This window comes from Planomonospora antibiotica, from assembly GCF_014647955.1.
In the GTDB taxonomy this organism is placed as follows: Bacteria; Actinomycetota; Actinomycetes; order Streptosporangiales; family Streptosporangiaceae; genus Planomonospora; species Planomonospora parontospora.
On record NZ_BMQE01000008.1, the window covers coordinates 138,394 to 165,127 of the forward strand.

General features: G+C 71.8%; 22 protein-coding genes and 1 pseudogene. 12 read left to right on the top strand and 11 right to left on the bottom strand.

Translation table 11 applies throughout. From position 1 onward, the window contains the following. The first annotated feature begins 386 nt into the window (after positions 1-386). Genes IEZ06_RS10305 through IEZ06_RS10325 form a run of 5 tightly spaced genes read left to right on the top strand, consistent with a single transcriptional unit; the run spans position 387 to position 7,254 of the window. Positions 387-1,370: an ABC transporter permease gene (locus tag IEZ06_RS10305; RefSeq protein ID WP_189236448.1), complete on the top strand. Its 984-nt coding sequence runs from the start codon at positions 387-389 to the stop codon at positions 1,368-1,370. Next, positions 1,370-2,278 carry an ABC transporter permease gene (locus tag IEZ06_RS10310; RefSeq protein WP_189236449.1) on the top strand — a complete coding sequence of 303 codons (909 nt, stop codon included), beginning with the start codon at positions 1,370-1,372 and terminating at the stop codon, positions 2,276-2,278. Before IEZ06_RS10305 ends, IEZ06_RS10310 begins: the two co-directional genes overlap by 1 nt. Beyond that, positions 2,275-4,371: an ABC transporter ATP-binding protein gene (locus IEZ06_RS10315; RefSeq protein WP_189236450.1), complete on the top strand. Its 2,097-nt coding sequence runs from the start codon at positions 2,275-2,277 to the stop codon at positions 4,369-4,371. Before IEZ06_RS10310 ends, IEZ06_RS10315 begins: the two co-directional genes overlap by 4 nt. 16 nt (positions 4,372-4,387) lie before the next feature. Then, positions 4,388-6,109: an ABC transporter family substrate-binding protein gene (locus IEZ06_RS37155; protein WP_268245590.1), complete on the top strand. Its 1,722-nt coding sequence runs from the start codon at positions 4,388-4,390 to the stop codon at positions 6,107-6,109. Positions 6,110-6,162: 53 nt separating this feature from the next. Next, positions 6,163-7,254 carry a winged helix DNA-binding domain-containing protein gene (locus tag IEZ06_RS10325; RefSeq protein ID WP_189236452.1) on the top strand — a complete coding sequence of 364 codons (1,092 nt, stop codon included), beginning with the start codon at positions 6,163-6,165 and terminating at the stop codon, positions 7,252-7,254. A 49-nt stretch (positions 7,255-7,303) separates the two neighbouring features. Here IEZ06_RS10325 and IEZ06_RS10330 read toward each other — a convergent pair whose 3' ends face one another. The 7 genes from IEZ06_RS10330 to IEZ06_RS10360 form a co-directional block, all read right to left on the bottom strand. After that, positions 7,304-8,410 (bottom strand): AAA family ATPase, encoded by a 1,107-nt coding sequence (locus IEZ06_RS10330; protein WP_203871872.1) that lies wholly within the window; start codon positions 8,408-8,410, stop codon positions 7,304-7,306. Beyond that, positions 8,407-9,048: a nicotinamide riboside transporter PnuC gene (pnuC, locus tag IEZ06_RS10335; protein WP_189236453.1), complete on the bottom strand. Its 642-nt coding sequence runs from the start codon at positions 9,046-9,048 to the stop codon at positions 8,407-8,409. The genes IEZ06_RS10330 and pnuC overlap by 4 nt, the downstream gene beginning before the upstream one ends. A 260-nt stretch (positions 9,049-9,308) precedes the next feature. Further along, on the bottom strand, positions 9,309-10,154 hold the full coding sequence (locus IEZ06_RS10340) for a 5-oxoprolinase subunit C family protein (RefSeq protein ID WP_189236454.1): 846 nt from the start codon (positions 10,152-10,154) through the stop codon (positions 9,309-9,311). A gap of 34 nt (positions 10,155-10,188) precedes the next feature. Continuing rightward, the gene (locus IEZ06_RS10345) at positions 10,189-10,812 is read right to left on the bottom strand and encodes a 5-oxoprolinase subunit B family protein (RefSeq protein WP_189236536.1); all 624 of its coding nucleotides are present in this window, start codon (positions 10,810-10,812) and stop codon (positions 10,189-10,191) included. 35 nt (positions 10,813-10,847) lie between these two features. Next, positions 10,848-11,603 carry a LamB/YcsF family protein gene (locus IEZ06_RS10350; RefSeq protein WP_203871871.1) on the bottom strand — a complete coding sequence of 252 codons (756 nt, stop codon included), beginning with the start codon at positions 11,601-11,603 and terminating at the stop codon, positions 10,848-10,850. 7 nt (positions 11,604-11,610) lie between these two features. Continuing rightward, positions 11,611-13,122 (bottom strand): hypothetical protein, encoded by a 1,512-nt coding sequence (locus IEZ06_RS10355; RefSeq protein WP_189236537.1) that lies wholly within the window; start codon positions 13,120-13,122, stop codon positions 11,611-11,613. 431 nt (positions 13,123-13,553) lie between these two features. Further along, positions 13,554-13,796: a hypothetical protein gene (locus IEZ06_RS10360; RefSeq protein ID WP_189236456.1), complete on the bottom strand. Its 243-nt coding sequence runs from the start codon at positions 13,794-13,796 to the stop codon at positions 13,554-13,556. A 681-nt stretch (positions 13,797-14,477) separates the two neighbouring features. Here IEZ06_RS10360 and IEZ06_RS10365 point away from each other — a divergent pair. Continuing rightward, complete coding sequence (locus tag IEZ06_RS10365; RefSeq protein WP_189236457.1) at positions 14,478-16,571, top strand: SpoIIE family protein phosphatase; 2,094 nt, start codon at positions 14,478-14,480, stop codon at positions 16,569-16,571. 241 nt (positions 16,572-16,812) lie between these two features. Next, positions 16,813-18,450 carry an RNA polymerase sigma factor gene (locus IEZ06_RS10370; protein WP_189236458.1) on the top strand — a complete coding sequence of 546 codons (1,638 nt, stop codon included), beginning with the start codon at positions 16,813-16,815 and terminating at the stop codon, positions 18,448-18,450. Positions 18,451-18,630: 180 nt separating this feature from the next. Here IEZ06_RS10370 and IEZ06_RS10375 read toward each other — a convergent pair whose 3' ends face one another. Continuing rightward, positions 18,631-19,365 (bottom strand): YaaA family protein, encoded by a 735-nt coding sequence (locus IEZ06_RS10375; protein WP_189236459.1) that lies wholly within the window; start codon positions 19,363-19,365, stop codon positions 18,631-18,633. 96 nt (positions 19,366-19,461) lie between these two features. Between IEZ06_RS10375 and IEZ06_RS37845 the strand changes: the two are divergent. Then, positions 19,462-19,593 (top strand): annotated as a pseudogene (locus tag IEZ06_RS37845) (GNAT family N-acetyltransferase, cg3035/Rv0428c family); the annotation flags it as partial. A gap of 103 nt (positions 19,594-19,696) precedes the next feature. Next, the gene (locus IEZ06_RS36195; protein WP_203871869.1) at positions 19,697-19,969 is read left to right on the top strand and encodes a GNAT family N-acetyltransferase; all 273 of its coding nucleotides are present in this window, start codon (positions 19,697-19,699) and stop codon (positions 19,967-19,969) included. Between the two features lie 11 nt (positions 19,970-19,980). On the opposite strand, the gene IEZ06_RS36200 is transcribed toward IEZ06_RS36195, so the two are convergent. Next, positions 19,981-20,211, bottom strand: coding sequence for a DUF7455 domain-containing protein (locus IEZ06_RS36200; RefSeq protein WP_229797923.1), 231 nt, complete (start codon positions 20,209-20,211; stop codon positions 19,981-19,983). Positions 20,212-20,451: 240 nt separating this feature from the next. On the opposite strand from IEZ06_RS36200, the gene IEZ06_RS10385 reads away from it, so the two are divergent. Continuing rightward, positions 20,452-22,524 carry a DNA gyrase/topoisomerase IV subunit B gene (locus tag IEZ06_RS10385; protein ID WP_189236460.1) on the top strand — a complete coding sequence of 691 codons (2,073 nt, stop codon included), beginning with the start codon at positions 20,452-20,454 and terminating at the stop codon, positions 22,522-22,524. A gap of 42 nt (positions 22,525-22,566) precedes the next feature. Here the strand turns inward: IEZ06_RS10385 and IEZ06_RS10390 are convergent, their stop codons facing one another. Beyond that, complete coding sequence (locus tag IEZ06_RS10390) at positions 22,567-23,061, bottom strand: beta-class carbonic anhydrase (RefSeq protein WP_189236461.1); 495 nt, start codon at positions 23,059-23,061, stop codon at positions 22,567-22,569. A 167-nt stretch (positions 23,062-23,228) separates the two neighbouring features. On the opposite strand from IEZ06_RS10390, the gene IEZ06_RS10395 reads away from it, so the two are divergent. Together IEZ06_RS10395 and IEZ06_RS10400 are read left to right on the top strand one after the other, a co-directional pair. Then, a complete protein-coding gene (locus IEZ06_RS10395; protein WP_189236462.1) occupies positions 23,229-23,546 on the top strand; it encodes a hypothetical protein in 318 nt (105 codons plus the stop codon). A gap of 96 nt (positions 23,547-23,642) precedes the next feature. After that, entirely contained in the window at positions 23,643-24,011 is a 369-nt protein-coding gene (locus tag IEZ06_RS10400; RefSeq protein ID WP_189236463.1) for a VOC family protein, read from the top strand. A gap of 66 nt (positions 24,012-24,077) precedes the next feature. Here the strand turns inward: IEZ06_RS10400 and IEZ06_RS10405 are convergent, their stop codons facing one another. Beyond that, entirely contained in the window at positions 24,078-26,591 is a 2,514-nt protein-coding gene (locus tag IEZ06_RS10405; protein WP_189236464.1) for a DNA gyrase/topoisomerase IV subunit A, read from the bottom strand. Positions 26,592-26,734 lie beyond the last annotated feature (143 nt).

Consider the following 26,734-nt stretch of genomic DNA (forward strand, 5'->3'; position numbering starts at 1 on the left):
CCGGGCCGCCCCACCGCCCCCGAGCCGCGACGCGCAGCGTCGCCGTGGACCCGCGAGGGGGCTCCGGCGTCTGGACTGAGGAGCGCGCGCAGCCCGCGAGGGGGCTCCGTCGTCTGGACTGAGGAGCGCGCGCAGCGAAGCGAGCACGTGACGAGGGAAGACGGCGGTTACCGGCCCCCGAGCCGCGACGCGCAGCGTCGCAGTGTCACAGCGAGCACGTGACGAGGGAAGACGGCGGTTACCGGCCCCCGAGCCGCGACGCGCAGCGTCGCCATCAACACAGCACTTGGCCGAGATCGGACCCCGATTGGCGACTCTATGCGTTCTGATGATTACATCATGTAGCAGTATGGCCGCAGACAGCTGAGTGCTCCGGAGGGAGGGCGATGGCGGGATTCCTTTTCCGCAGGTTGCTCAACTATGTCGTGCTGATCGTCGTCGCCACCAGCCTCGCCTACATGCTGGCGGCCGGAGCGCTCAACCCCCGTGCCAACTACGAGGGGCGCAACCCGCCGATCCCTCCGGCGGTGATCGACGCCCGGCTCACCGAGCTCAACCTCAACGACAGGACCCCGGTCTTCGAGCGCTATCTGACGTGGGCGGGGGGCGTCGCCCGGGGTGACTTCGGCAGGATGGTGACCGGAGGCTCGGTCAACGAGGACCTGGCCCGCCGCATCGGCGTCACCCTGCGCCTGATCACGATCGGGCTGGTCCTCGGCAGCGTCACCGGAGTGCTGGTCGGCGCCTACGCCGCGGTCAGGCAGTACGGCGCGTTCGACCGGGTGTCCACCGGCGCATCCTTCTTCGTGCTCGCGATCCCGACCGTGGTGCTCGCGAACATGCTGATCATCGCCGCGGTCTGGGTCAACGGCCTGCTGCCCCAGCCGATCGTGTACGTCAGCGGCGAGTTCTCCGCCGGCCTGACGGGCGGGTTCTGGGCCCGGGTGGTCGACCGCATCCAGCATCTGATCCTGCCGACGATCTCGCTCTCGCTGGGCCTGATCGCCATCTACAGCCGCTACCAGCGCAACATGATGCTGGACGTGCTCGGCGCGGACTTCATCCGCACCGCGATGGCCAAGGGCCTGCGCCGCCGTACCGCGCTGATCAAGCACGCGCTGCGCACCGCGCTGATCCCGGCGGTCACCTACTTCGCGTTCACCTTCGGCGCGCTGCTGGTGGGCACCACCTTCACCGAGAAGATCTTCGGCTGGCATGGCATGGGGGAGCAGCTGGTCAACTCCATCTACACCAACGACGTGAACAGCGTCGCGGCGATCAGCTGCTTCGCGGCCTTCGCGGTGCTGGTGGCCTCGCTCGCCTCCGACGTGCTGCACGCCGTCCTCGACCCGCGGGTCCGGGTGGGATGATGAGCATCGCCGACGAGGAGCACGCCGAGGAACTGGCGGGCGTCGAGAGGATCGGGACCCCTTCGCGCCTGCGGGTGGTCGCGGGGCGGTTCTTCCGCTCGGGGCAGGGGCGGATCGGGTTCGCGCTGCTGACGGTGATGTTCCTGCTCGCGTTCGCGGGGCCGCACCTGAGCAAGTGGACCTACACCGACAAGGACTTCACGGCGTTCCTGCAGCCGCCCTCGGCCGAGCACTGGTGGGGCACCCTGCAGACCGGCGCCGACGTGTACGCCGTCACGCTGCGCGGCATGCAGAAGTCGCTGATCGTCGGGCTGCTCGCCGCGGTGGTCGGCACCGGGCTGGCGGCGGTGGTGGGCGCCTTCGCGGGCTACTTCCTCGGCTGGACCGACCGCACGCTGATGTGGGTCACCGACCTGCTGCTCGTGCTCCCGGCCTTCCTCATCCTGGCGATCATGTCGCCGCTCTTCGCCGAGGGCCAGTGGCTGCTGTTCGTGCTGATGCTGGCGCTGTTCCTGTGGATGGTCACCTCCAAGATCGTGCGGAGCATGACCATCTCGCTCAAGGAGCGCGAGTTCATCCACGCCGCCAGGTTCATGGGCGTGCACCCGATCAAAATCATCTTTCGGCACGTCATCCCCAACCTGTCGTCCCTGCTGATCGTGGACGCCACGCTGAACGTGAGCGCGGCCATCCTGACCGAGACCTCCCTGTCCTACTTCGGCTTCGGCATCCAGCCGCCGGACGTCTCCATGGGCAGCCTCATCGCCGACGGCGCCAGAACGGCGGTCTACGCCCCCTGGACGTTCTGGTTCTGCGCCGGGCTGCTGGTCGTCACCGTGCTCGCGGTGAACCTGGTCGGAGACTCCCTGCGCGACGCCTTCGACCCCACCGCGAAGAGGAACCGATGAGCGACCCCGTCCTCGAGGTCACCGGCCTCGACGTCACCTTCGGCTCCGGTCCCGGCGCGGTGCACGCGGTGCGGGGGGTCGGCTACGCGCTCCACCCCGGCGAGGTGCTCGGCATCGTCGGCGAGTCAGGCTCGGGCAAGTCGGTGACCTCGCTGGCCGTGATGGGGCTGCTCCCCGCGCACGCCCGGGTCACCGGCTCGGTGCGGCTGAAGGGCCGCGAGATCCTGGGCGCGGGCGAGAAGCGGCTCACCGCCTTCCGCGGCAAGACGATCTCGATGGTCTTCCAGGATCCGCTCTCCGCGCTCACCCCGGTCTACCGGGTCGGCGACCAGATCGCCGAGGCCGTCCGGATCCACCAGGACGTGAGCAGGCAGGCCGCGGACAGGCGGGCCGTCGAACTGCTCGACCTGGTCGGCATCCCCAACCCGGCCCAGCGGGCCAGGGCGTTCCCGCACGAGTTCTCCGGCGGCATGCGCCAGCGGGCGGTGATCGCGATGGCGATCGCCAACGACCCCGACGTGATCATCTGCGACGAGCCGACCACCGCGCTCGACGTCACCATCCAGGCGCAGGTGCTGGAGGTCCTCAAGACCGCGCAGCGGGAGACCGGTGCGGCGATCGTCATGATCACGCACGACCTGGGGGTGGTGGCCGGGTTCGCCGACCGGGTCCTGGTCATGTACGCCGGGCGCCCCGTCGAGACCGGCCCGGTCGACGACATCTACTACCGCCCGCGCATGCCGTACACCATCGGCCTGCTCGGCTCGGTCCCGCGGCTGGACCTGGGCGGACGGCGGCGGCTGGTCCCGATCGAGGGCAATCCGCCGTCGCCGGACGCGCTCCCGCCGGGCTGCCCGTTCGCGCCGCGCTGCCCGATGGTGATCCCCGAGTGCGACGCGGCCGAGCCGCCGCTGGAGCCGGTGGGCTTCGGCGAGCGGCGGGCCGCGTGCATCCGCGCCGGGGAGATCGAGGAGGGGCGGATTCCGCCCGGCGAGGTCTACGCCCGCAGCGGGGGCGGCAGGGCGGGCCGTCCCGCCGCGCCGGGGGCCGGAGCCGGTGAGCGGCGCCTTTCGGTGCCGCGCGGCGAGCGCGGGGCGGTCCTGGCGGTGGACGACCTGATCCGCCACTACCCCCTGATGAAGGGGGCGGTCTTCAAACGCCGGGTCGGCACGGTGTACGCCGTGGACGGCATCGGCTTCGACATCCGCGAGGGCGAGACGCTCGGGCTGGTGGGGGAGTCGGGCTGCGGCAAGACGACGACGCTGATGGAGATCCTGGAGCTGGCCAGGCCCCAGCGCGGCACCGTCACGGTGCTGGGGCGCGACACCGCCGCGATGACCTCCCGCGACCGGATGGCCGTCCGCCGCGACATGCAGGTGGTCTTCCAGGACCCGCTGGCCTCGCTGGACCCGAGGATGACCGTCCACGACATCCTCGCCGAGCCGCTGCGCACGCACGGGGTCGGGGATCCGGGGCCGCGCGTGCGGGAGCTGCTGCTGCTGGTCGGGCTGGACCAGCAGCACGCGGCCCGCTACCCGCAGGACTTCTCCGGCGGCCAGCGCCAGCGCATCGGCATCGCCCGCGCCCTGGCGCTGGAGCCGAAGCTGATCGTGCTGGACGAGCCGGTCTCGGCGCTGGACGTCTCCATCCAGGCGGGCGTGATCAACCTGCTGGAGGACCTGAAGGACCGGCTCGGGCTGTCCTACCTGTTCGTCGCGCACGACCTGTCGGTGGTCCGGCACATCGCCGACCGGATCGCGGTCATGTACCTCGGGAAGATCGCCGAGATCGGCCAGGTGGACCGGGTCTACGACACCCCCATGCACCCCTACACCCAGGCGCTGCTCTCGGCGATCCCGCTGCCCGACCCCGAGAAGGAGCGCTCCCGGACCCGGATCCTGCTCGAAGGGGACCTGCCGAGCCCGGCCGCCCCGCCCTCGGGCTGCCGGTTCCGCACCCGCTGCCCGAAGTTCCGCGACGTGCTGTCCGACGGGGAGCGGGAGCGGTGCGTGGACGAGGAGCCCGTGATCCGGGTGCTGGACGAGGACCAGGGCGCCGCGTGTCACTACGCCGAGAAGATCAAAGTCGTATGAACCAGGAGGAACCGTGATGATTGTCCGGCGCATGGGCGCGCTCGCCGCCGCCCTGACCGTGGCGTGCGCACCGGCTCTGGCCGGCTGCGGGCAGACCGGGCCCGGCGGGGGAGGGCAGAGCGGGGCGTCGCCGGGCGCCCCCGGGTCCCCGGTCAAGGCCTACGACATCAACCCGGTCGCGCGCGACCAGGTCAAGGACGGCGGACTGCTCCGCTGGGGCCTCAACGAGTATCCGACCAACTGGAACCTCAACCACGTCGACGGCAACCTCGCGATGGTCAAGAAGGTCACCGACGCGCTCATGCCCTCGGCCTTCCGCTCGAACGAGAAGGGCCAGATCTCGGTCAGCCCCGACTACGTCACCGCCGCGAAGGTCACGGCGACCGCCCCCAAGCAGGTCGTCACGCTGACGCTCAACCCGAAGGCCAGGTGGTCCGACGGCAAGGCCATCACCTGGCAGGACTACGAGGCCCAGTGGAAGGCGATGAACGGCAGGAACGCCGACTACCGGGTCGCCACCACCACCGGCTACCAGGACATCGAGAGCGTGAAGAAGGGCAGGAGCGACCAGGAGGTCGTCATCACCTTCGCCAAGCCCTTCGGCGACTGGCAGTCGCTGTTCATCCCGCTCTACCCGAAGAGCACCAACGGCAGTCCCGACGCCTTCAACAACGCGTGGGTGAACAAGGTGCCGGTGACCGCGGGCCCGTTCAAGTTCGGCGCGTTCGACCAGACGGCCAAGACCATCACGATCAACCGCGACGACGCCTGGTGGGGCGACAGGGCCAAGCTGGACCAGATCGTCTTCCGGGCGCTGGAGAGCGACGCCCTGGTCGGTGCCTTCAGCAACGGCGAGCTGGACACCTTCGACGTCGGGCCCTCCGCTCCGGACTACGCGCGGGCCAAGGGCACCGCGAACGCGGTCGTACGGCAGGCGGCCGGTCCCGACTTCCGGCACCTGACGATGAACGGCGAGAGCGCGGTGCTCTCCGACGTGAAGGTCCGCCAGGCCGTCGCGATGGGCGTCGACCGGCAGGTCATCGCCCAGTCCGACCTGCAGGGCCTGGACTGGCCGATCGTCCTGCTGAACAACCACTTCTTCATGAACACCCAGGGCGGCTACCAGGACAACGCCGGGGAGGTCGGGACCTACAACCCCGAGAAGGCCAAGCAGCTGCTCGACGCGGCCGGCTGGAAGACCTCCGGCCAGGTCCGCAAGAAGGACGGCAAGGAACTGAGCCTGCGCTTCGTCGCCCCGTCCGGCCTGCAGCTCACCAAGTCCGAGGCCGAGCTGACGCAGAACATGCTGGCCAAGATCGGCGTCAAGGTCACCCTGCAGTCGGTGCCCAGCGACGACTACTTCACCAAATACATCATCCCCGGCAACTACGACATCACCGCGTTCTCCTACGTCGGCACGCCCTTCCCGGTCTCCAGCGGCTACGGCCAGTACGCCAACGCCACCAAGGACTCCAAGGGTGAGCTGCAGTGGAACGCCAACCTCGGCCGCATCGGCTCCAAGGAGATCGACGCCGCGATGAACGCCGCCACCGCCGAGCTGGACCCGGCCGAGGCCGTCGCCAAGGCCAACGCCGCCGACAAGCTGATCTGGCAGGCGGTCAACGTGCTCCCGCTCTACCAGCGCCCGCAGAACGTCGCGGCCAAGAAGACCATCGCCAACCTCGGCGCCCGCGGCTTCTACGACCTGAGATACCAGGACATCGGCTTCACCGAGTGACCCCGGCGCTCCCCCGGCCCGGCGCCGTCGGCGCCCGGGTGTAGAAATGATCTGTGACTCTCCAGGTGACCTGGCCCCAGGTGCTCGCGTGGCGGTTGAGACGGCAGTTCGTCGACCCGGCGGCCGGGCCGGACGCGGTGTCGGTGGTCCGGCGGCTGAGCGGGGTGCAGGCCCAGGTGGTGTCCTCGGCCGAGCTCGCCGTCGCCGTACGGCGGGCGGACCCGCGGCGCGGCGAGATCGACGAGGCCCTGTGGCGCGACCGCACGCTGGTCAAGACCTGGACGGCGCGCGGCACGCTCCACCTGGTCCCCGCCGACGAGCTGCCCGCCCACGCCGCGGTCCTCGGCTCGTTCCGGCACTGGGACAAGGGGTCCTGGCAGCGCGGTCACGGGGTCACCGCGGCGGAGACGGCCTCGATCCTCGACGCGGTCCCGAAGGCGCTCGAAGGCCGGACCCTCACCCGCGAGGAGCTGGTCGAGGCCGTCATCGGGATCACCGGTGACGGCCATCTCGCCGAGGCGCTCACCTCGGGGTGGGGTGCGCTGCTCAAACCGCTCAGCTTCCTCGGCGAGCTCTGCTACGGGCCGCCCCGGGACGGCAGGGTGACCTTCGCCTCCCCCCGCGACCACGTGCCCGGCTGGCCCGCCGCACTCCCCTCCGCGGCGGAGGGCGGCGCGGTCCTGGTCCGCTCCTTCCTCGGCGCCCACGGCCCGGGCACCCCGGAGACCTTCGACACCTGGCTCTACCGGGGCGGAGCCCGCAAGGCCGCCCTGCGCGGCTGGTTCCGCGACCTCGCCCCGGAGCTGGCCGAGGTGGAGGTCGAGGGCCGTCCCATGCTCCTGCTCGCCGAGCACCTCGACGAGCTGGCCGCGACCCCGCCCGCCGGGGGCGTGCACCTGCTCCCCGGCTTCGACCAGTACATCCTCGGCGCCCCCCGCGACCTCGAACCGCTCCTGCCCCGGGAGGCCAGGGCGAAGGTCAGCCGCGCGGCCGGCTGGATCTCCCCGGTGGTGGTCCACCGGGGCCGGGTGGCGGGCGTCTGGGAGGCGAAGAACGGCGAGGTCACCGTGGAACTGTTCGAGGACGTCCCGGCGGCCGCCCTCTCCGCCGAGACCGAGCGGGTGAAGGCCCTGCTGAACCGATAGCACCGCGCGCTTCAGGCGGCCCCTCACGGCGGTCCTTCACAGCGGTCCTTCACAGCGGCGGGGCGAAGTCCCATCCCCGTGCGAGCAGGCCGTCGACCGCCTCGACGGCCTGCTCCAGCCGCGCGCGCGGCGGTCCGGAGACCACCAGGTGCGGCAGCCCCCGCGCGGCCAGCTCCTCGCGGAAACGCGCGTCCATCCGGTGCCGGACCGCCTCGCCGTCCCGCCACCCGTCCTGCTCGAACGGCACGCCCTCCACCGAGGTGTGGATCCACAGGTCGTGCCGGGCACGCGGGTGCACGGCGCCGGGCGAGCCCAGGTAGCGCTCGTGCCACAACGCGGTGGCGAACGCGTCGGTGTCGCACACCAGCAGCGGGGATCCGGCGCGGGCGGCGGCGTCCTCCCAGAGCAACTGCCGCTCGGCGATCAGCGCGAACTCCGCGGACTCCCATTCCAGGTCGTCGAGCCACGGTTCGGGCAGCCCGGCGGCCTTGGCCCGGCGCCGTGCCAGGGCGAGCTTCTCCTCGCAGTACGTCCTGCCGTACTCGGGCACCCACCGGGTCCCCGCCCACGGCCCGCCCCGGGCGGCGTAGTGGGCCGCCAGCTCCCTGGCCAGGGTGGTGGTGCCGCTCGACTCCGCGCCGACGACCACGACACGGCGGGCCAGGTGGCCGCGGACCGCGGGGGAGAGCCACGGCCAGCACGAGACGGGATCGGAGCGGACCGCCGTCCCGCTCACGGGGAAGCGCTCCCGGCCGGGGTCGACGCCGACGTGGACGGCGCCGAACCGGCGGGCCAGCTCCGGGCCGTACTCCTCCGAGGAGAAGACGGCGTCGACGGCCGGGACCTCTCCGTGCGCCAGGGCGAGGGCGTGCCGGAACACCTCGACGTGCGCCGACCAGACCTCCGGATCGTCGTAGTCGATCTCGACGTCGTCGACCACCGGGGCGATCGCGACCCCGGGCTGGGGGTGCGCCTCGCGCAGCCAGGCCGCGCGCAGCGCCAGCGGGACGCTCTCCGCGGTCGAGGCGGCGACCACCACGCTCAGCCGGGCGCACCGCGCCGCCGCGGTGTCGATCAGGTGGTGGTGGCCCGCGTGGGGCGGGTAGAACTTGCCGATCACCAGGCCGTGGGCGAAACGGGGCAGACCGGCGTTCATGCCGCCACCGCGGCGGGCCGGGCCGGGAGGGCCCTGCGCCAGGCCAGCAGCCCCGAGACGCAGAGGGTGAGGAAGACGACGTAGAGGGCGCTGGTGAGGTAGAGGCCCTTGTAGGCGTAGAGCGGGATGTAGACCAGATCGGCCGCGATCCACAACCACCACGACTCCACCAGCTTGCGGGTCTGCCCGTAGGTGGCCATCAGGGACAGTGCGGTGGTCAGGGCGTCCCAGAAGGGCACCGTCGAGTCGGTCCAGGCGGTGAGGGCGAAGGTGAGCGCCGCGGTGCCGGCGGCGCCGCAGCCGGTCAGCACCGCCCACTCGGCGCGCCCGGTCGAGCGGACCGCCGGCCGGGTCCGGCCCGGCCCGCCGTACCGCCACTGCCGCCAGCCGTACAGGCCGAGCGCGACGTAGACGACCTGCAGGGCGGCGTCCGCGTAGAGACCGACGGCGAGGAAGACCAGCCCGAGCAGGAGCACGTTGACGATGCCGATCGGCCAGTTCCAGATGTTCTGGCGGGCCACCAGCCAGACCGTGAGGATCCCGGTGGCGAAGCCCAGGAGCTCGGCCCGGCCGGTCGGGGCCCCGGCGATGGTGAACACAGGTTGGAGGAGGGGTTCGAGGAATTCTGCGAGCGTCATGCCGTCTCCTTAATCGTCACTATGACGATAAAGGGTTTTCGGACATAACGGAACCGGGCGGTACGGACGACGTCCGGCGGGGCGGGAACCACCGCAGGCGTGGACGCGGCCGGTGGCCGGCCGGAGTCGCCGGGAACGGAGACCGGCATGATCACACCGGAGCCGGAGCCGGAGCCGGAGCCGGGGGCCGATGTGATCACACCCGGACCGGAGCCGTCAGAGTGTGATCCCACCCGAGCCGGAAGGCCGAGGCGGAGCCGTCAGAGGCGGAAGCGGAGCCGGTCGCCGGGGCGCAGCTGTGCGGCCGCTGCGAGATCGCCGGAGGCGAGAACCGCGATCACCGGATAACCGCCGGTCGGCGGGTGGTCGGCGAGGAACACGATAGGCCGCCCGTCGGGCGGCACCTGCAGGGCCCCCGCCACCATGCCCTCGCTCGGCAGCTCCCCGCTCCGGGTGCGCTCCAGCGGGGTGCCCCGCAGCCGCACGCCGACCCGGTTGCTGTCCTGGCTCACCTCGTACGGCTCCGCGCACAGGGCGGCCAGCGCCCCCGGGGCGAACCAGTCGTCCCTGGGTCCGGGCAGGATCCGCAGAGAGCCGGGTGCGCCCCCGGGCGGGGGAGCGGCGTCCACGGTGATCGGCGGCAGACCGGCGGACGGTCCCACCGGCAGCATCCGGCCAGGGGCGAGCGGGTCCGGGCCGAGACCGGAGAGCGAGTCCGCCGACCGGCTGCCCAGGACCGGGGGGACGTCGACGCCGCCCCGGACCGCGACGTAGGTCCGCAGGCCGGTCGCCGGAGCGCCCACCCGGAGCTCGCCGCCCGCAGGGACCCAGAAGGGCGCGTACATCCCGGCGGCACCGCCCGGCAGGGCGACCGGGCAGGCGGCGCCGGTGAGCGCGGCCCACGCACCGCCCTGGAAGCGCAGCACGGCCCCGCCGAAGGTCAGTTCGATCGCCGCGGCGCCCTCGGGATTGCCGACCAGGCGGTTGGCCAGCCGCAGGCTCGGCGCGTCGGCGGCGCCGGAGCGGGGCACCCCGAGATGCCCGTAACCGGGGCGGCCCAGGTCCTGCACCGTGGCGTACGGGCCCGGCGCGATCACCTCGATCATGCGGCCGCCGGCCGCGAGGGGACGGGTCTGGCCGTCATCCGGTGACCGCCCGGAAACGTACCCGGGTGCCGGGCGTCAGTACGGCGGGCGGATCGGCCGCCACGTCCCACACGGCCATCGGCGAGCGCCCGAGCAGCCGCCAGCCGCCCGGCGAGGCCGAGGGGTAGACGGCGGAGTAGGGTCCGGCGACCGCCACCGCCCCCGCGGGCACCGAGGTCCTCGGGGTGGCCAGCCGAGGCACGTGCAGCGCGGGATCCAGGCCGGTGAGGTAGGCGAACCCCGGGGCGAACCCCAGCCAGCCCACCACCAGCTCCCGCCCGGTGTGCCGCTCCACCACCTCACCGGCCGTCAGCCCGCTCAGCGCCGCCACCTCGTCCAGGTCGGCGCCGTCGTAGACCACCGGGACCGTCACCAGGCGCCCGGGAGCGGCCCCGCCCGGATCCGGGGAGCGCGCGGCCCGCGCCGCCGCGGCCAGGTGGGACCTGAGCGGTCCCGGCTCGGCGCCCGGCGCGACGACCAGCACGGTGGCGGGGCCGGGCACGATCTCCGTCACCCCGGCCGGGCGGTCGGCCCGCAGCAGCGCGTCCAGGCGGTGCGAGACCTCCAGCGACCCGGTCTCCACCAGCAGCCCGTGCTCCCCGGCCGGCCGGACGGGCACGCCGTCCTGCGGCGCGCCCGGGCCGGGGCCGCCGCTCACGCGAAGGCCTCCAGGGCCACCCCGGCCCGCGCCAGGCCGTCGCGGACGGCCCGCGCCAGCCGTACGGCGCCCGGGGTGTCGCCGTGCACGCAGATCGAGCGGGCGTCCACCGGGACCTCGGAGCCGTCGGCGGCGACGACCGTCCGGGCGGTCGCCATGCGCACGGCCCGGGCCGCGACCGCGTCCGGGTCGTGGATCACCGCGCCGGGGGAGCGGCGGGGGACCAGCGTCCCGGCGGGCGTGTAGGCGCGGTCGGCGAAGGCCTCGGCGACGGTGGCGAGCCCGTGGCGGGCGGCGACCCCGTGGACGGCCGAGCCGGGCAGGGTGAGCACCGGCAGGCTCCGGTCGTAGTCGGCGACCGCCGCCGCGACCGCCTCCGCCTGCTCGGGATCGCGGCAGACGCGGTTGTACAGCGCGCCGTGCGGCTTGACGTAGGAGACGCGGCCCCCCACCGCGCGGGCGACGCCGTCCACCGCCGCCAGCTGGTAGAGCACCTCGGCGCGGAGCTCCTCCGGATCCACCTCCATCTCGCGGCGGCCGAACCCGGCCAGGTCGCGGTAGGAGACCTGAGCCCCGATCCGCACCCCTCGGGCGACCGCGGCCTCGCAGGTGCGGCGGATGGTCAGCGGATCACCGGCGTGGAAACCGCAGGCGACGTTCGCACTGGTCACCAGGTCGAGCAGGGCCTCGTCGTCGCCCAGCCGCCAGATGCCGTAACCCTCGCCGAGGTCGGCGTTGAGATCGATCGCCACGGTGCCCCTACAGCGGGGGGCCGTCGGGGATGTCCGCGATGTCATCGAGCGCGGTGGCCAGCTCCTCCGGGTCGTCGCCGATCCGCTCGGCGATCTCGATCAGCACGTGCAGCACCTCGTGCCGGTCGTGGCCGAGGTCCAGCAGCCGCTGCGCCGCCTCCCACAGCTGCGGCGGGTCCCCCTCCCACAGCCGTGCGGCGATCTCCTCGTGCCAGGCCAGGTGCTCGTCGCGGTCGAACCGGCCGGGCTCGCCGGCGTGGTCGATCTCCAGCAGGATCCGCCGGTCGCCCTCGTCGGCGGGGTTGAGCAGGTCGAGCTTGACCTCTCCGTGCTCGCCCTGCAGAAAAGGGAAGGCGAACACCCGCCGGGCCAGCGCGGACAGGTCGCCGTCCGGGAGCAGCCGCTCGACCAGGTCGCGGTCCAGCCCGAAGGTCGTGGGATCGCGGTAGGTCTCCGGGAAGCGGGCCGTGGCCTCCCAGATGCCGTCGAGGGTCGCCCGCAGCCCCTCCTCGGACAGCCCGGTGCGGGGCGCGGTGAAGCGCGCCCACGCCGACAGGACGTACGGCACGGCCTCCTGCTCGGCGGGGCTCAGCATCACCTTGCGCGGCAGCCAGTCGAGCAGGAACGTCTCGCACTTGGTCGGGCTGACCCGCAGCGGGCGGCCGAAGTCCTGGTCGCAGCCGTAGTCGATGATGTGGTCGGCGCAGCGGGAGGCGGCCGAGGGATCTGACAGGTGCTCGGCCGCGTCCGAGGAGAGGAACTCCGCCGCCAGCATCGCCCTGCGGTCGCGGCTGTAGGGAGCCTCGCTGTGCAGCGGGGCCGGGCGCTTGCGGCCCGGGGGCAGCGCCTTGATCCGGGAGCGGGCGAAGGCGTGGTAGGCGCTGTAGCTGTCGCTGACCGGCGCGGCCGTCTTCCGGTCGCCGTACTCGGCGGTGGCCTTCATGGCCGACTCCAGCAGGGCTCTGGCCTGCTGGGGCTCGATCTCCTCGAACCGGAGCATCGGGTTCGCCTCGGCCTCGGCCCTGGCCTGCTCCAGCAGCTTGTCGACGTGGGAGGAGACCCACGCGTCACGGGCGATGCCCCGCATGTTGTAGTCGACGACCATGACCAGCGCGTGCCGGTCCTCGCCGCTGTCCGCCCCGCGGTAGCCGAAGGTGCAGACCACGGTGTCCTGGTCGCCGTAGGCGTCGCGGGAGACGTAGCAGCCGGTCGGTTTCACCGCCCCCAGCCGGTCGGCCCAGCGGGGTCTGGCCACGTCGCGTTCGATGAGCGCCAGCGCCGCACCCTCGGCCTTGGCGGCCTGCCGGGCGGTGCCCAGGTAGGCAAGCGCGATCAGCAGGGTCAGCGCGGCGGGGGAGCCGGCCTTGGCCGCGTAGTCGACCAGCCCCTCGCCGAGGACCTGCTCGGCGTCTCCGCGCCGCAGCCGCCGCCCCCACCAGGCGCCGACCATGTCGGAGACCATCAGCTCGGCGTCCAGGGGGCTGCCCACCGCGAGCAGCTCACGGGCGGCCAGCAGCATCTCGGAGAAGACCTCGTCGGGCGCGTGGGTCTCCCTCGGGTCCCTGCGATGTCGGCGGTTCAAGCGGCCTCCTCCGTCGACCGGGTGAACCCCGGGCCGCCGGGCCCGCCGGATCGCTCGCTCATGCGGGACTCCTCGCCTGCGGCGGGGGGTGCGCATGAACGAAGGCCGCTGTGTCTCTTGGCTCGCTCGCTGCGCTCGCTCATGCGGGGCTCCTCGCCTGCGGCGGGGGGTGCGCATGAGCGAAGGCTGCTGTGTCTCTTGGCTCGCTCGCTGCGCTCGCTCATGCGGGGCTCCTCGCCTGCGGCGGGGGGTGCGCATGAGCGAAGGCTGCTGTGTCTCTTGGCTCGCTCGCTGCGCTCGCTCACGTTCCAACCTTCTCGCGTCCCCGAGCCGATGGGTGCGCGGAACGCGGCTCGGTGATCCCGATGTTACCGGGGACTTCGCGGCGGCGGCGCGGAGTTGACGATGGCGAGCAGGTGTTCGCGGGCGACCCGTTCGACGACCTCGGGGGTGGCCTCGACACCGAGATGCTCGGTGCAGGCGCGGACATCGGCCACGCAGCGGTCGACGGTGCCGGGGGGGACGGTGAGGAACTCGGCGGCCAGCCGACTGCTCAGGGACTCGTGGAATGCGGTCGTACCACTGGTGGAGCGGGTGGCGAGAGCGGGCATGGATGTCACATTCCTCCGGGTTACCGGGGGCGTGGCCCCGGGTGGACGGCGGGGACGTGCGTTTTCATTCCACAACTTATCGCGCCGGTGTCAAGCCTTCCGGAGGGGGGCGGGCAAGCTGACTTCATCATTGACTGCCCTCGGGGGAGGGAAAGTAAAGAACGTGTCCGCGAAGGGGCAGCCAAAACGGGCGGGAATCAGTAGGCTGATCTTGCCGGTAGGAGACGGCGGAGGCGAGGTGGGCAGTTGTCGGGACGGTCCGGCTCGATCCTGCTAGGGTCCTGGCCGCGAACGCTTGAACGCGCCGACGGTGACGACCGGGGCGTGTGGAAGGGGTGGCGGGGGTGATGGATGCCCCGTCGTCTCCCGCGGTGACGGGGGCGGGAGACCCGCGGGATCCGTGTTCCCGCGCGGATCCGGCGTCCACGGGTCCCGGCTGCCGGTCCGTCGGCCGCGGGGAGGCGGGGATCTCCTCTCCCGCCGGAACCCCGTCGCGTTAACGTGGAGACCCCGGTCCTCGGGCCGGGGAGGTTCGTCGCATCATGGGCGGGACTTCCGCCCGCAGGCGCCCATCGCCGATGATGTACTGCAGGATCCGGTCTCCGGAGCTGCACTACGACAATTCGCAAGTTTGGAGATGTGCCTCGTGGGAGACCATGGCACGCGACGGAGGTGCCGACCATGAGCGCCGAAACCTCCGTGCCCCGTCCCCGGGAGTCGGGTGTGGACATCTCGGACTCCGGCCTGCTGCAGGGCCTGCTGTCTCAGTCGCCGTTCGCCTTCGCCTTCCTCGACCCCGACGGCCGGTTCCAGCGGGTGGACGAGGTCTTCGCCGAGATGGTCGGCCTGCCCGCCGAGCGGCTGGTGGGCCACGCCCCGGGTGAGCTGCTCCCCGCCGACCTCACCGCGCTGGTCGAGGGGGCGGTCCGCGCCGTCGTCGAGGGCGCCGGATCCGAGAGGGACCAGCGGGTCCGGGTGCGCACGGCCGACGGGGAGACCCGTCACTGGTCGCTGACCTTCTCGCCGGTCCACGACGACGAGGGCGTGTTCCGCGCGGTCTGCCTGGTGGGCGTCGACGTCACCGAGAGCAGGCTGGTCGAGGAGAACCTGCGGCGCAGCGAGGAGCGCTACCGGTCGCTGGTCGAGGCGCAGTCGCAGCTCGTGTGGATCACCGCCCCGAACGGCGCGGTCCGGGAGGACGCGCCGCAGTGGCGCGCCATCACCGGTCAGGGGCTGGAGGAATACCTCGCGGGCGGCTGGCTGGAGGCCGTGCACCCGGACGACCGCGCGCACACCGAGGAGGCGTGGCGTGAGGCCCTGCGCGGCCGGACCATGTTCGAGTGGAGCTACCGGGTCCGCACCCGGGCGAGCGGCTACCGCTACTTCGAGGTGCGCGCCGTACCGATCATCCGGCACGGCCGGGTGGTCGAGTGGGTCGGGGCGAACACCGACGTCACCCCGCAGCGCGAGGCCGAGGAGATGCGCGGCCGGCTGACCGACCAGCTCGGTGCCGCGGCCCTGCGCACGGCACGGCTGCAGGGCGCCACGGCCCAGCTGGCCGAGGCGCTCACGGTGGAGCAGGTCGTCCAGGTCATCATCGACGTGGGCCGTACGGCGCTGGCGGCCGACCGGTCGGCCGTGGCGCTGCTCGACTCCGACCGGTCGGTGCTGAAGCTGGTCAACAACGGCGGCATCCCCGACGTCCCGGGCGCGCCGGGCGAGGAGATCCCGCTCGCGCACTCCAGCGTGATGACCATGGCGGTGAACAGCCGCCGTCCGGTCTTCGCCGAGTCGCCCGAGAGCCTGCGGGCCCAGCTGGTCGACGCCGGCGCCGACGAGGAGGCGATCGACGGCTTCCTCTCCCACGGTGACGAGCGGGCCTGGGTGGGCCTGCCGCTGCTGGCCGCGGGCCGCGCCCTGGGCGCGCTGCGGTTCGCCTTCACCCGTCCTCAGAAGATCTCCCAGGAGGACGGCGTCTTCCTGGAGGCCCTCGCCGGGCAGTGCGCGCTCGCCGTCGAGCGGGCCACCCTGTTCGAGCGGGAGCACCGCACCGCGGAGACGCTCCAGCGGAGCCTGCTGCCGGACCGCCTGCCGGTGGTCCGCGGGCTCATGCTGGCCCAGCGGTTCCGCTCGGGCAGCCGCCACGTGCAGGTCGGCGGCGACTGGTACGACGCGTTCGTCCTGCAGGACGGCCGGGTCGCGGCCGTGGTCGGTGACGTCATGGGCAAGGGCGTCAAGGCCGCGGCGGGGATGGGCCGCATCCGCAACGCGATGCGGGCCCTGGCTCTGACCAACCCGCCGCCCGCCGCCGTGCTCACCGGTCTGGACCGCGTCTTCGAGGCGACCGAGGAGGAGGAGCAGGTTACCACCCTCGCCTACATGGTGGTCGAACCCGGGACGGGCGAGGGAACGCTGGCGCTGGCCGGGCACCCGCCGCCCCTGCTGGTCTCACCTCAGGGCATGCCGCTGCTGTGCGACGGGGAGCCGGGCACTCCGCTCGGCTGGCCGGCGAGCCGGCGGCAGTTCAGGTTCTGCGTCCCGCCGGGCCACACCGCGGTCCTGTACTCCGACGGCCTGGTGGAGAACCGCAAGCGCGGGCTGGACGCCGGGCTCGCGGAGCTTTGCTCGGTCGTTACCGAAGCGCCGCCGGAAGTTGTCAGTAGTCCCCATATGTTGTTGGATTTCCTGGTGGATCGCATGCTGGCGGGGTATGAGCAGGATGACGACGTCACGGTACTTGCAATTCATGTCCCGCCAACCACGAAGAGTGACTGAATGAAACAGTCATAAGGGTTGCTTTCGGATATCGGTGCCCCGCTTCCGTACGCACTACTGTCTTCGTCGGCCTAGGGTGGAGGGCAACCGCCAGGAGGCGGCCGTTTGGATCACGGTGTCATGTCAGAATGCTGGGCAGGTGCGTCGCGGTTCGTGCGGCCTCTCTGAGCACCACTAGAGGCATCCGCCCCTAGCGGGCATCTGAGTCCATTCTCGTCACGCTTTCCTTCGAGAGGTGTTCGTGTCGCCTGCAAGTTCGACTCGCTCGAAGCCATCCGAGCTGAACGAGCCCGTCATTCAGCAGCTGATGGAGCGGGGGCGCTCGCAGGGGTTCCTCGAGTCCGAGGATGTCCGCAAGGCCGTCGAGGAAGCGGACATTCCGATGGCGCAGGTCGCTGGAATCCTGCGCAACCTCAGCAAAGAGGGCATCATCGTACGGCTGACCGCCGAGGACTCCGCGGGCCCCAAGAAGCCCAAGGCCCCGGCCAAGCGCCGGACCCCCGCCGCGCCCGCCCCGGTAAAGAAGACCAAGACCGCAGCCGCGGCGGCCAAGGAGCAGCCGGAGACCGTCACCGCGGTCGTCGGCGGTTCCGAGCCCGCACCGGCCCCTGCGCCCAAGAAGCCTGCGGCTCCGGCCAAGAAGGCCGCCCCTGCCGCGAAGAAGCCCTCCTCGGGACCCGCCAAGAGCGCCGGCCCCGAGACGCTCGCACCCAAGGCCGACCCGAAGCCGAAGGCCGCCGGGGAGGACGAGGAGGAGCTCGACCTCGAGGACGTCGAGATCGAGGACTTCGACCTCGAGGTGGAGGTCGAGGACGTCGAGGTCGAGGCGGAGCCCGAGGTCGAGGCCGAAGAGGAGGCCAAGCCCGAGGTCGCCGCCGACGTGGCCGCCCCGCAGAGCGAGGAAGAGGTGCTGATCCTCTCCGACGACGACGACGACGCCCCCGTGGCGCAGGTCGCCGCCGCCGGAGCCACGGCCGACCCGGTCAAGGACTACCTCAAGCAGATCGGCAAGGTCCCCCTGCTCAACGCCGAGCAGGAGGTCGAGCTCGCCAAGCGCATCGAGGCGGGCCTGTTCGCCGAGGAGCAGCTGGGCACCGACGGCGACAAGCTGCCGGTGGACGTCCGCGCAGAGCTGGAGTGGATCGCCGAGGACGGCCGCCGGGCCAAGAACCACCTGCTGGAGGCCAACCTCCGCCTGGTGGTCTCGCTGGCCAAGCGCTACACCGGTCGCGGCATGCTCTTCCTGGACCTGATCCAGGAGGGGAACCTGGGCCTGATCCGGGCGGTCGAGAAGTTCGACTACACCAAGGGCTACAAGTTCTCCACCTACGCCACGTGGTGGATCCGGCAGGCGATCACCCGGGCCATGGCCGACCAGGCGCGGACCATCCGCATCCCGGTCCACATGGTCGAGGTCATCAACAAGCTGGCCCGCGTCCAGCGGCAGATGCTGCAGGACCTCGGTCGCGAGCCGACTCCCGAAGAGCTGGCCCGCGAGCTCGACATGACCCCCGAGAAGGTCATCGAGGTCCAGAAGTACGGCCGCGAGCCGATCTCCCTCCACACCCCGCTGGGCGAGGAGGGCGACAGCGAGTTCGGTGACCTCATCGAGGACTCCGAGGCCATCGTCCCGGCGGACGCGGTCAGCTTCACGCTGCTGCAGGAGCAGCTCCACTCCGTCCTGGACACGCTGTCCGAGCGCGAGGCGGGCGTGGTCTCCATGCGGTTCGGCCTCACCGACGGCCAGCCGAAGACCCTGGACGAGATCGGCAAGGTCTACGGGGTGACGCGCGAGCGCATCCGCCAGATCGAGTCGAAGACCATGTCCAAGCTCCGTCACCCGTCCCGGTCCCAGGTCCTGCGCGACTACCTGGACTAGGTCCCCGTCTCCGGGATCGCCGTGGTGGACCACCGCGGCGATCCCGCGGATCTCCGCGACGAGAGGGTCCGCGCCGACCGGCGCGGACCCTCTCTCCGGTGTCGCACCCGGCCGGTGCTTTCAGGAGCGGGCGGATCCCCCGTCCTCGCGGGGAGTCCCCTCCGGCGGTTCCAGCCGTCGTCACACCAGGACGTCCAGGGTCCACGGGCGCCTGCCGCCCGGCGCGGGCCCGAGCCTGACCACGTGGCCGAGATCGCCGAGGACCTTGGCCAGTTCCTCCGGGGTCCGCGGGTCGGCGCCGCCCTCCAGCAGGCTGCGGGCGATCACACCCCGGGTGGCCTTGGCCATGTGGCTGACGACCTTCCCGTCCTTGAGCACCCGCACCGCCACCCCCCGGCCGCCCGGCTGCCAGGCCGCCGCATAGGTGCTGGAGCGCAGGTCCACGACCAGGCCCGGTTCGGCGTCGAGCACCGGGGTGAGCGCACGGCGCCAGAAGGCGCCCAGTCCGCCGATCGGCGGGAGCCTCACCGCCATGGACAGCCGGTACGGCGGAACCCGGTCGGTGATCCGGAGCAGTCCCCAGAGGCCGGAGAAGATCAGCAGGCTCTCCGCCGCCCGCCCGGCGGCCTCCGGGGACAGGGAGGCGAGGCCGAGGTTGTCGTAGAGCACTCCGGTGTAGAGCCCGGCGGCCGGCAGCGCGGGCGCGGTCCGCAGCCGCAGGTTCTTCGCGATCTCACCGGCCTGGCCTTCCGACAGGCCGAGCACGGCTCGGGCCTCCGGCCGCTCGCACAGTGCGGTCAGCGCCTCCAGGACGGTCTGCCGGGGCAGGGACGGGAAGCTCAGGGAGGCCAGGTCCAGGGCGGGGCCGTCGCCCGCCGCGGCCTTGCCCTCCGAGGGAGGCAGCAGAATCAGCACGGTTCCCGAGCTTAGGGGCCTGCCGGGGGTCACCGGGCCGGGGGAGCGCGGTACCCGGGAGCGGGAGGCGGCGGGCAGAATATATGATCTTGGATCATGACGGACGACGTGTTCGACCGCCTGGTCGACCGGGCGTGGCCGGCCCTCGGCCGGACGGACTCCGGCGGATGGACGCTGCGCACTGCGGCCGGGGTCACCAAACGGGCCAATTCGGTCCTGCCGCTCGGAAGCCGGGGGGACCTGGAGGCGGCCGTGGACGCGGCGGAGGAGTTCTACGCCGGGCAGGGGCGGCGGCGAGGCCCGGGAGACGGCTCGCCGCATCCTCACCGGCGTGCCCGCCGTCTACGGCTCCCTCGGGGTGGAGGCGGTGGGGCGGGGCGTCGTCCAGGGGGAATGGCTGGGCGTCTACTGCATGGCCACCGCGGCGCACGCGCGGAGGAAGGGCCATGCGCGGCGCATACTGAGCGCCCTGCTCTCGCACGGGCGGGAGCAGGGCGCTCGGCATGCGTATCTATGTGTGGTGGAGGCCAACACCGCGGCCCGGTCACTCTACGAGCGGCTGGGTTTCACGGTGTCGGCCCGATATCACTATCGGGTCCGATGAAACGAGGACCCTTATCTTTCGTCGTTGTCGGCGGTCGAGGGGGTCGCGCTGAGACGTGCCGACTCGTCCTGAATGTCGGCACCCTTGTCTCTCAGCACGGCTACGTGCTGCCGCCCGTGGTGGGCGCAGAACAGCAGCTCCCCACCGACAGGAAGGGTGGCGCGGATGTAAGCCTGGGCGCCGCACCGGTCACAGCGGTCCGTGGCCGTCAACGGCTTGGCGGGGGCGAGAGCTCCAGTCACGTATCGCCTTTCGGGTCATCCCCGACGTGGGGGATCGGGCGTCAGTCACTTGAGACAACATCTAACCGGATGCGGACGTTCCCAATCGACCTGCGAGTACGCCGAGAGCGGAATGCCGCCGGGAGTGACGGAGATCTCGCGGGGGGTAACGCGGCCCGGCCCCTGCTGGCAAGCTGGGACGCGCCGCGGCGGGAAGAACGGTAAGCTGCGCACACGTGTTCGAGCAGAGTGGGAGTGGGTGTGACCGCAGTTAGCACGGAGGCGGGTTATACGGCCCGTCATCTGTCGGTGCTGGAAGGGCTCGAAGCCGTCCGCAAGCGCCCGGGCATGTACATCGGGTCCACCGACAGCCGCGGTCTCATGCACTGCCTGTGGGAGATCGTGGACAACGGGGTCGACGAGGCGCTGGCGGGTCACTGCACGCGCATCGAGGTCGAGCTCCACCCCGACGGCTCGATAGAGGTCCGCGACAACGGTCGCGGCATCCCGGTCGACGTCGAGCCCAAGAGCGGCCTGGCCGGCGTGGAGCTCGTCTACACCAAGCTCCACGCGGGCGGAAAGTTCGGCGGCGGCTCCTACGCCGCCTCCGGAGGTCTGCACGGCGTCGGCGCCTCCGTGGTGAACGCCCTGTCCTCCCGGCTCGACGTGGAGGTCGACCGCGAGGGCCGGATCCACGAGATCAGCTTCCGCCGGGGCGTCCCCGGGGTCTTCGACGGCGACGGGCCCACCGCCAAGTTCAAGAAGAAGTCGGGACTGCGCGACGGCGGCCCGCTCGCCCGCGACGTCACCGGCACGCGCGTCCGGTTCTGGGCGGACCGCCAGATCTTCCTGCCCGAGGCCGAGGTCTCCCTCGACGAGATCCACGTCCGCCTCCGCCAGACCGCGTTCCTCGTGCCGGGACTCACCCTGTCCGTGCGCGACAGCCGCGGCGAGGAGCCCTCCGAGGAGGAGTTCCGCTTCGACGGGGGCATCTCCGAGTTCACCGACTTCCTCGCCCGCGACGAGGCCGTCTGCGAGGTGCTGCGCCTGCAGGGGGTCGGCCACTTCCACGAGACGGTCCCGGTCCTCGACGACCTGGGCCACATGACCTCCACCGAGGTGCAGCGCGAGCTCACCGTGGACGTGGCGCTGCGCTGGGGCAAGGGCTACGACGCCACCGTCCGCTCCTTCGTCAACGTGATCGCCACGCCGAAGGGCGGCACCCACGTCACCGGTTTCGAGCGGGCCCTGGTGCGCACGGTGAACGAGCAGCTCCGGGAGACCCGCCTGCTCAAGAGCAACGACGCGCCGGTCACCCGCGAGGACATCGTGGAGGGGCTCACCGCCGTGGTGACCGTCCGGGTGCCCGAGCCGCAGTTCGAAGGGCAGACGAAGGAGGTCCTGGGCACGGCGGCGGCCAGCAGGATCGTCTCCCACATCGTCTCCCGGGAGCTCAAGGAGCTCTTCACCAACCCCTCCCGCACGCTCAAGCCGCAGCTGCGCGCGGTCCTGGAGAAGATCACCGCGGCGGCCAAGGCCCGCATCGCGGCCCGTGAGCACCGCGACAACCAGCGGCGCAAGACCGCCCTGGAGAACTCCGCGCTCCCGGCCAAGCTGGTCGACTGCCGCAGCGACGACGTGGACCGCAGCGAGCTGTTCATCGTCGAGGGCGACTCGGCGCTGGGCACCGCCCGAGCGGCGCGCGACTCGGAGTTCCAGGCGCTGCTGCCGATCCGCGGCAAGATCCTGAACGTGCAGAAGGCGTCCGTCGCCGACATGCTCAAGAACGCCGAGTGCGCCGCCATCATCCAGGTCATCGGAGCGGGCTCCGGCCGGTCGTTCGACCTCGAGGCCGCACGATACGGCAAGGTCATCCTGATGGCCGACGCCGACGTCGACGGTGCGCACATCCGCTGCCTGCTGCTGACCCTGTTCCACCGCTACATGCGGCCGCTGGTCGAGGCCGGCCGGGTCTTCGCGGCGGTCCCGCCGCTGCACCGGATCGAGATCACCAACCCGGGGCGGGGCAAGGAGAAGTACGTCTACTGCTACTCCGACGCCGAGCTCCACCGGGTGCTGCGCGACCTCGAGCGGCGCGGCAAGCGGTGGAAGGACCCGGTCCAGCGCTACAAGGGCCTGGGCGAGATGGACGCCGACCAGCTGGCCGAGACGACCATGGAGCCCCGGCACCGGACCCTGCGCCGGGTCCGGATCGAGGACGTCCAGGAGGCCGAGCGCATCTTCGACCTTCTCATGGGCAGCGACGTGGCCCCGCGGCGGGAGTTCATCGTCGGCAGTGCGGCCGAGGTCGACCGCGACCACATCGACGCCTGAGCCGCCTGGAAGGCCGCAGCGGCCTTCCAGGCGAAGCGGGACTCACAGCTCGACCGGCACGAGCTTCCCGGTGCGGACGTCGTAGATGGCGCCGCCGACGGGCAGCCTCTCCGGCAGGAAGGGGCTGGTCCTGATCCTGACCAGGTCGTGGCGGAGCGCGGCGTCCTGGTCGGGGACCGTGTGGAACTCCAGGCTGCGGGTGTCGACGCCGTGCTGGGCGGCGAGTCCGTGCACGTCGTCGTCGGTGACCTTCGACATGCCGCAGTCGGTGTGCGGCATGACCAGCACCCGGTTCACGCCCAGGAGATAGACGGCCAGGACGAGCGTCCGCAGCACGTCGTCGGTGACCCGGGCCCCGGCGTTGCGCAGGATCTTGGCGTCACCGGGCTTCAGGCCGAACACGCCCAGCGGGTCGATACGCGAGTCCATGCAGGTGACGACGGCCAGTCCCCGGGCCGCCTTGCCGGTCAGCTCCGCGTCGGTGAACGCGGCGGAGAACTTCTCGTTGGCGGTCAGCAGGTCGTCGAACGCACTCACAGGCACACCCCTCGGTCAGTGAAATCAACAACGTCGATGATCCCTCATGTCCGTTTCATCGAGGTTTCCGGGGTCCCACTCCCGGTCTTCTCGGCTAAGATCGCGCCATCGCAGATCACTTTAGGTGATGATGCTCTGACGCAAAGTAGAGAATCTCGGGAAGGGCCATGAGCAGAACCGAATCCCTCGCCGGATACCTGCGCACCCAGGCCAGGAAGAAGCTGGACCGCGTGGAGCCCCGTGACGGGGGGCGCAACGCGCGCTCGGCGCTGGCGCTGCTGGACGCGACGGTCTATGTGGAGGCGCTCGGCGAGGACGATCCGCTCCTGACGGCCCTCGCGGACGTCGGATGCTTCGGTCCGGGAGGCGGCGGCGAGTTCCGGCCGGACGAGGAAGTCGCCCGGATCGTCCGTTTCTGGGAGGCCGGTGAGCCGCGGCAGCTGCTGGCGGCCATCAGGTCCGCCCTCCAGGGATCGCCGGCCTGATCGGTCGTGCATGATCCGATGGTCCGGGGGAAGGGAGGTTCCGACCATGTGCAACACCGTCATGAGGTTTTCACCGGTGACGTCCTGGGAGGAACCATGGGAATCGCACGCATGCGGGCCGTCGTCCTCGACTGTCCGGATCCTAATCGCCTGGCCGACTTCTACAGCGCGCTCCTCGACTGGAAGATCACCACGGTCGAGGACGACTGGGTGACCATCAGCGGAGCCGGGGAGTCGGAGCGCATCTCGTTCCAGAAGGCGCCGGACCACCAGCCGCCGGACTGGCCCGATCCCGCCCGGCCCCAGCAACTCCACCTGGACCTGACCGTGGACGACCTCGACGAGGCCGAGGCGGCCGTCCTGGCGCTGGGCGCGGTCAAGCACACGCACCAGCCGGACGAGAGCGGCTCGTTCCGCGTGTATCTCGATCCGGCCGGTCATCCGTTCTGCCTCTGCGTGGCGTGAGGCCGTGACGGGGCTCCCGGGTCGCCTGAGGCGCTTGCGTGCCTTCCACGACCCGGGAGCGCGGATCTAGCCGGCCGCCTGTGGGTCCCGTCCGGCGGCATCGGCGGCGGCGGAGGAGTCCGGCGAGGACCCCAGGGAGCCGCCCACGGCCGCGACCGCGTGGGTGAGGCGGAGGCCGGAGCCGTCCCGGCGGCCGAGTTCTTCGGGGAGCGGGACCGGCTTGCCGGTGGCCGAGACGGCGCGCGCCGGTCCGGGGCCCGCCCAGGCGAGCAGCAGCACGTCCTCGCCCTTGAGGAACCGCTGGGCGCGGACGCCGCCGGTGGCGCGGCCCTTCGCCGGGTATTCGGCGAAGTCGGAGATCTTGACTCCACCGGTCTGGGTGCCGGGCAGCGCGGTGGAGGAACCGGCGATCGTCACGACCCTGGACTCCAGAGCCGGATCCACGGCACCGAACCAGATCACCCGGGCGCCCCCGTCCAGCCGGACGCCGGCCATGCCGCCCGCCGGGCGGCCCTGGGGCCGCACGATGGAGGCGGAGAAGCGCAGGAGCTGGGCGTCGGAGGTGATGAAGACCAGATCGTGCTCCTCGGAGGTCAGCTCCGTCGCACCCACCACGGTGTCGCCGTCCTTGAGCCCGATGACCTCGAAATCGTCGCGGTTGGCCGGATAGTCGGGCACGACCCGCTTGACCACGCCCTGAGCGGTGCCCAGCGCCAGGCCGGGCCCGTCGGGGTCGAGGGAGCCGATGCCCACGACCGTCTCCCCGGGGTTCAGCGCGACGTATTCGGAGACCGGGTGGCCGCCGGACAGGGACGGCGGATCCGACGACGGAGGGAGCGTCGGCAGGTCCACGACCTGGACCCGGATCATCCGGCCCTGGCTGGTGACCACGCCCACCTCGCCCCGGACCGTGCTCCGCACCGCGGAGACCAGCACGTCGTGGGGGGACCGTCCGCCCTCACGGGGCAGCGGAGAGGCGTCGGCCGTACGGGCCAGCAGGCCGGTGGAGGAGAACAGGACCAGGCACGGGTCGTCGGGCACCTCCAGCTCCAGCGGCGCCGCGGTCTTCCGGGGGGCGCCGGAGGCCTCCAGCAGGACCGTGCGGCGGGGGGTGCCGTAGGTCTTGGCCACCTGGGCGAGCTCGTCGGAGACGACCTTGCGCAGCCGGTCCTCCGAGGACAGGATCGCGGTCAGCTCGGCGATCTCCTCACGCAGGGTCTCCTGCTCCCGGTCCAGCTCCAGCTTGTCGTAGCGGGTCAGCCGGCGCAGCGGGGTGTCGAGGATGTAGGCGGCCTGGATCTCCGACAGCTCGTAGGCCGCCATCAGGCGCTCGCGGGCCTGGGCGGAGTCGTCGGAGGAACGGATGACCCGGATGACCTCGTCGATGTTGAGCAGGGCGATGACGAGGCCCTCGACGAGGTGCAGGCGCTCCTCGCGCTTGCGGCGGCGGTGGGCCGAGCGCCGGCGGACCACGTCGAGGCGGTGGTCCACGTAGACCTGGAGCAGCTCGCGCAGCCCGAGCGTGCGGGGCTGGCCGTCGACCAGCGCCACGTTGTTGATGCCGAAGGTCTCCTCCATCGGCGTCAGCCGGTAGAGCTCCTCCAGCACGGCCTCCGGGATGAAGCCGTTCTTGATCTCGATGACCAGCCGCAGGCCGCGGTGGCGGTCGCTGAGGTCCTTCAGGTCGGAGATGCCGTGCAGCTTCTTGGCCGTGACCAGCTCGCGGATCTTGGTGACCACGCGCTCCGGGCCCACGTTGAACGGCAGCTCGGTGACGACGATGCCCTTGCGCCGGGGGCTGACCTGCTCGACCGCGCACCTGGCGCGCATCCGGAAGGTGCCCCGGCCGCGGGCGTAGGCGTCGCGGATGCCGTCCAGCCCGATGATCGTGCCGCCCGTGGGCAGGTCGGGGCCCGGGACGAACCGCATCAGGTCCTCGAGCGTGGCGTCCGGCTTCTTGATCAGGTGGCGGGCGGCGGCGACGACCTCGCCGAGGTTGTGCGGGGCCATGTTGGTCGCCATGCCGACCGCGATGCCGGTGGCGCCGTTGACCAGGAGGTTGGGGAACGCCGACGGCATGACCGTGGGCTCGGTCTCCTGGCCGTCGTAGTTGGGCTTGAAGTCGACGGTGTCCTCGTCGATCGACTGCACCATGGCCATGGCCGCGGCGGCCAGGCGCGCCTCGGTGTAGCGCATCGCGGCGGGCAGGTCGTCGGGGGAGCCGAAGTTGCCGTGCCCGTCGATCAGCGGCAACCGCATGGAGAACGGCTGCGCCATGCGGACCAGCGCGTCGTAGATGGCGGTGTCGCCGTGGGGGTGGAGCTTGCCCATGACGTCGCCGACGACCCGTGACGACTTGACGTGCCCGCGGTCGGGCCGCAGGCCCATCTCGCTCATCGAGTAGAGGATGCGGCGCTGGACCGGCTTGAGGCCGTCCCGGGCGTCGGGCAGCGCGCGCTGGTAGATCACCGAGTATGCGTACTCGAGGAAGCTGGTGCGCATCTCGGCGGAAACGTCGATGTCGACGATCCGCTCTTCGAAGTCCTCGTCAGCGGGGGGTGTGGTCGTCCGTCGGGCCATATCGAACATTGTGCCGAAGAACAAGGGGTGCCCGCGACTTCAACGCCGAAGCCGGCCGCCGCGCCCGGCCGTCATCCGCGGCCGCGGCGGCTCCGCGGGGCGGCCGCGGCCGGGGCCGGGGGACCGGTGCCGCCGGGCGCGGC

Bases quoted from the DNA above. Each gene is read 5' to 3' on its own strand.
- IEZ06_RS10305 (WP_189236448.1), top strand. From the start codon at position 387: ATGGCGGGATTCCTTTTCCGCAGGTTGCTCAACTATGTCGTGCTGATC.
- IEZ06_RS10310 (WP_189236449.1), top strand. From the start codon at position 1,370: ATGAGCATCGCCGACGAGGAGCACGCCGAGGAACTGGCGGGCGTCGAG.
- IEZ06_RS10315 (WP_189236450.1), top strand. From the start codon at position 2,275: ATGAGCGACCCCGTCCTCGAGGTCACCGGCCTCGACGTCACCTTCGGC.
- IEZ06_RS37155 (WP_268245590.1), top strand. From the start codon at position 4,388: ATGATTGTCCGGCGCATGGGCGCGCTCGCCGCCGCCCTGACCGTGGCG.
- IEZ06_RS10330 (WP_203871872.1), bottom strand. From the start codon at position 8,410: ATGAACGCCGGTCTGCCCCGTTTCGCCCACGGCCTGGTGATCGGCAAG.
- pnuC (WP_189236453.1), bottom strand. From the start codon at position 9,048: ATGACGCTCGCAGAATTCCTCGAACCCCTCCTCCAACCTGTGTTCACC.
- IEZ06_RS10340 (WP_189236454.1), bottom strand. From the start codon at position 10,154: ATGATCGAGGTGATCGCGCCGGGCCCGTACGCCACGGTGCAGGACCTG.
- IEZ06_RS10355 (WP_189236537.1), bottom strand. From the start codon at position 13,122: ATGCTGCTGGCCGCCCGTGAGCTGCTCGCGGTGGGCAGCCCCCTGGAC.
- IEZ06_RS10360 (WP_189236456.1), bottom strand. From the start codon at position 13,796: ATGCCCGCTCTCGCCACCCGCTCCACCAGTGGTACGACCGCATTCCAC.
- IEZ06_RS10365 (WP_189236457.1), top strand. From the start codon at position 14,478: ATGAGCGCCGAAACCTCCGTGCCCCGTCCCCGGGAGTCGGGTGTGGAC.
- IEZ06_RS10395 (WP_189236462.1), top strand. From the start codon at position 23,229: ATGAGCAGAACCGAATCCCTCGCCGGATACCTGCGCACCCAGGCCAGG.
- IEZ06_RS10400 (WP_189236463.1), top strand. From the start codon at position 23,643: ATGGGAATCGCACGCATGCGGGCCGTCGTCCTCGACTGTCCGGATCCT.
- IEZ06_RS10405 (WP_189236464.1), bottom strand. From the start codon at position 26,591: ATGGCCCGACGGACGACCACACCCCCCGCTGACGAGGACTTCGAAGAG.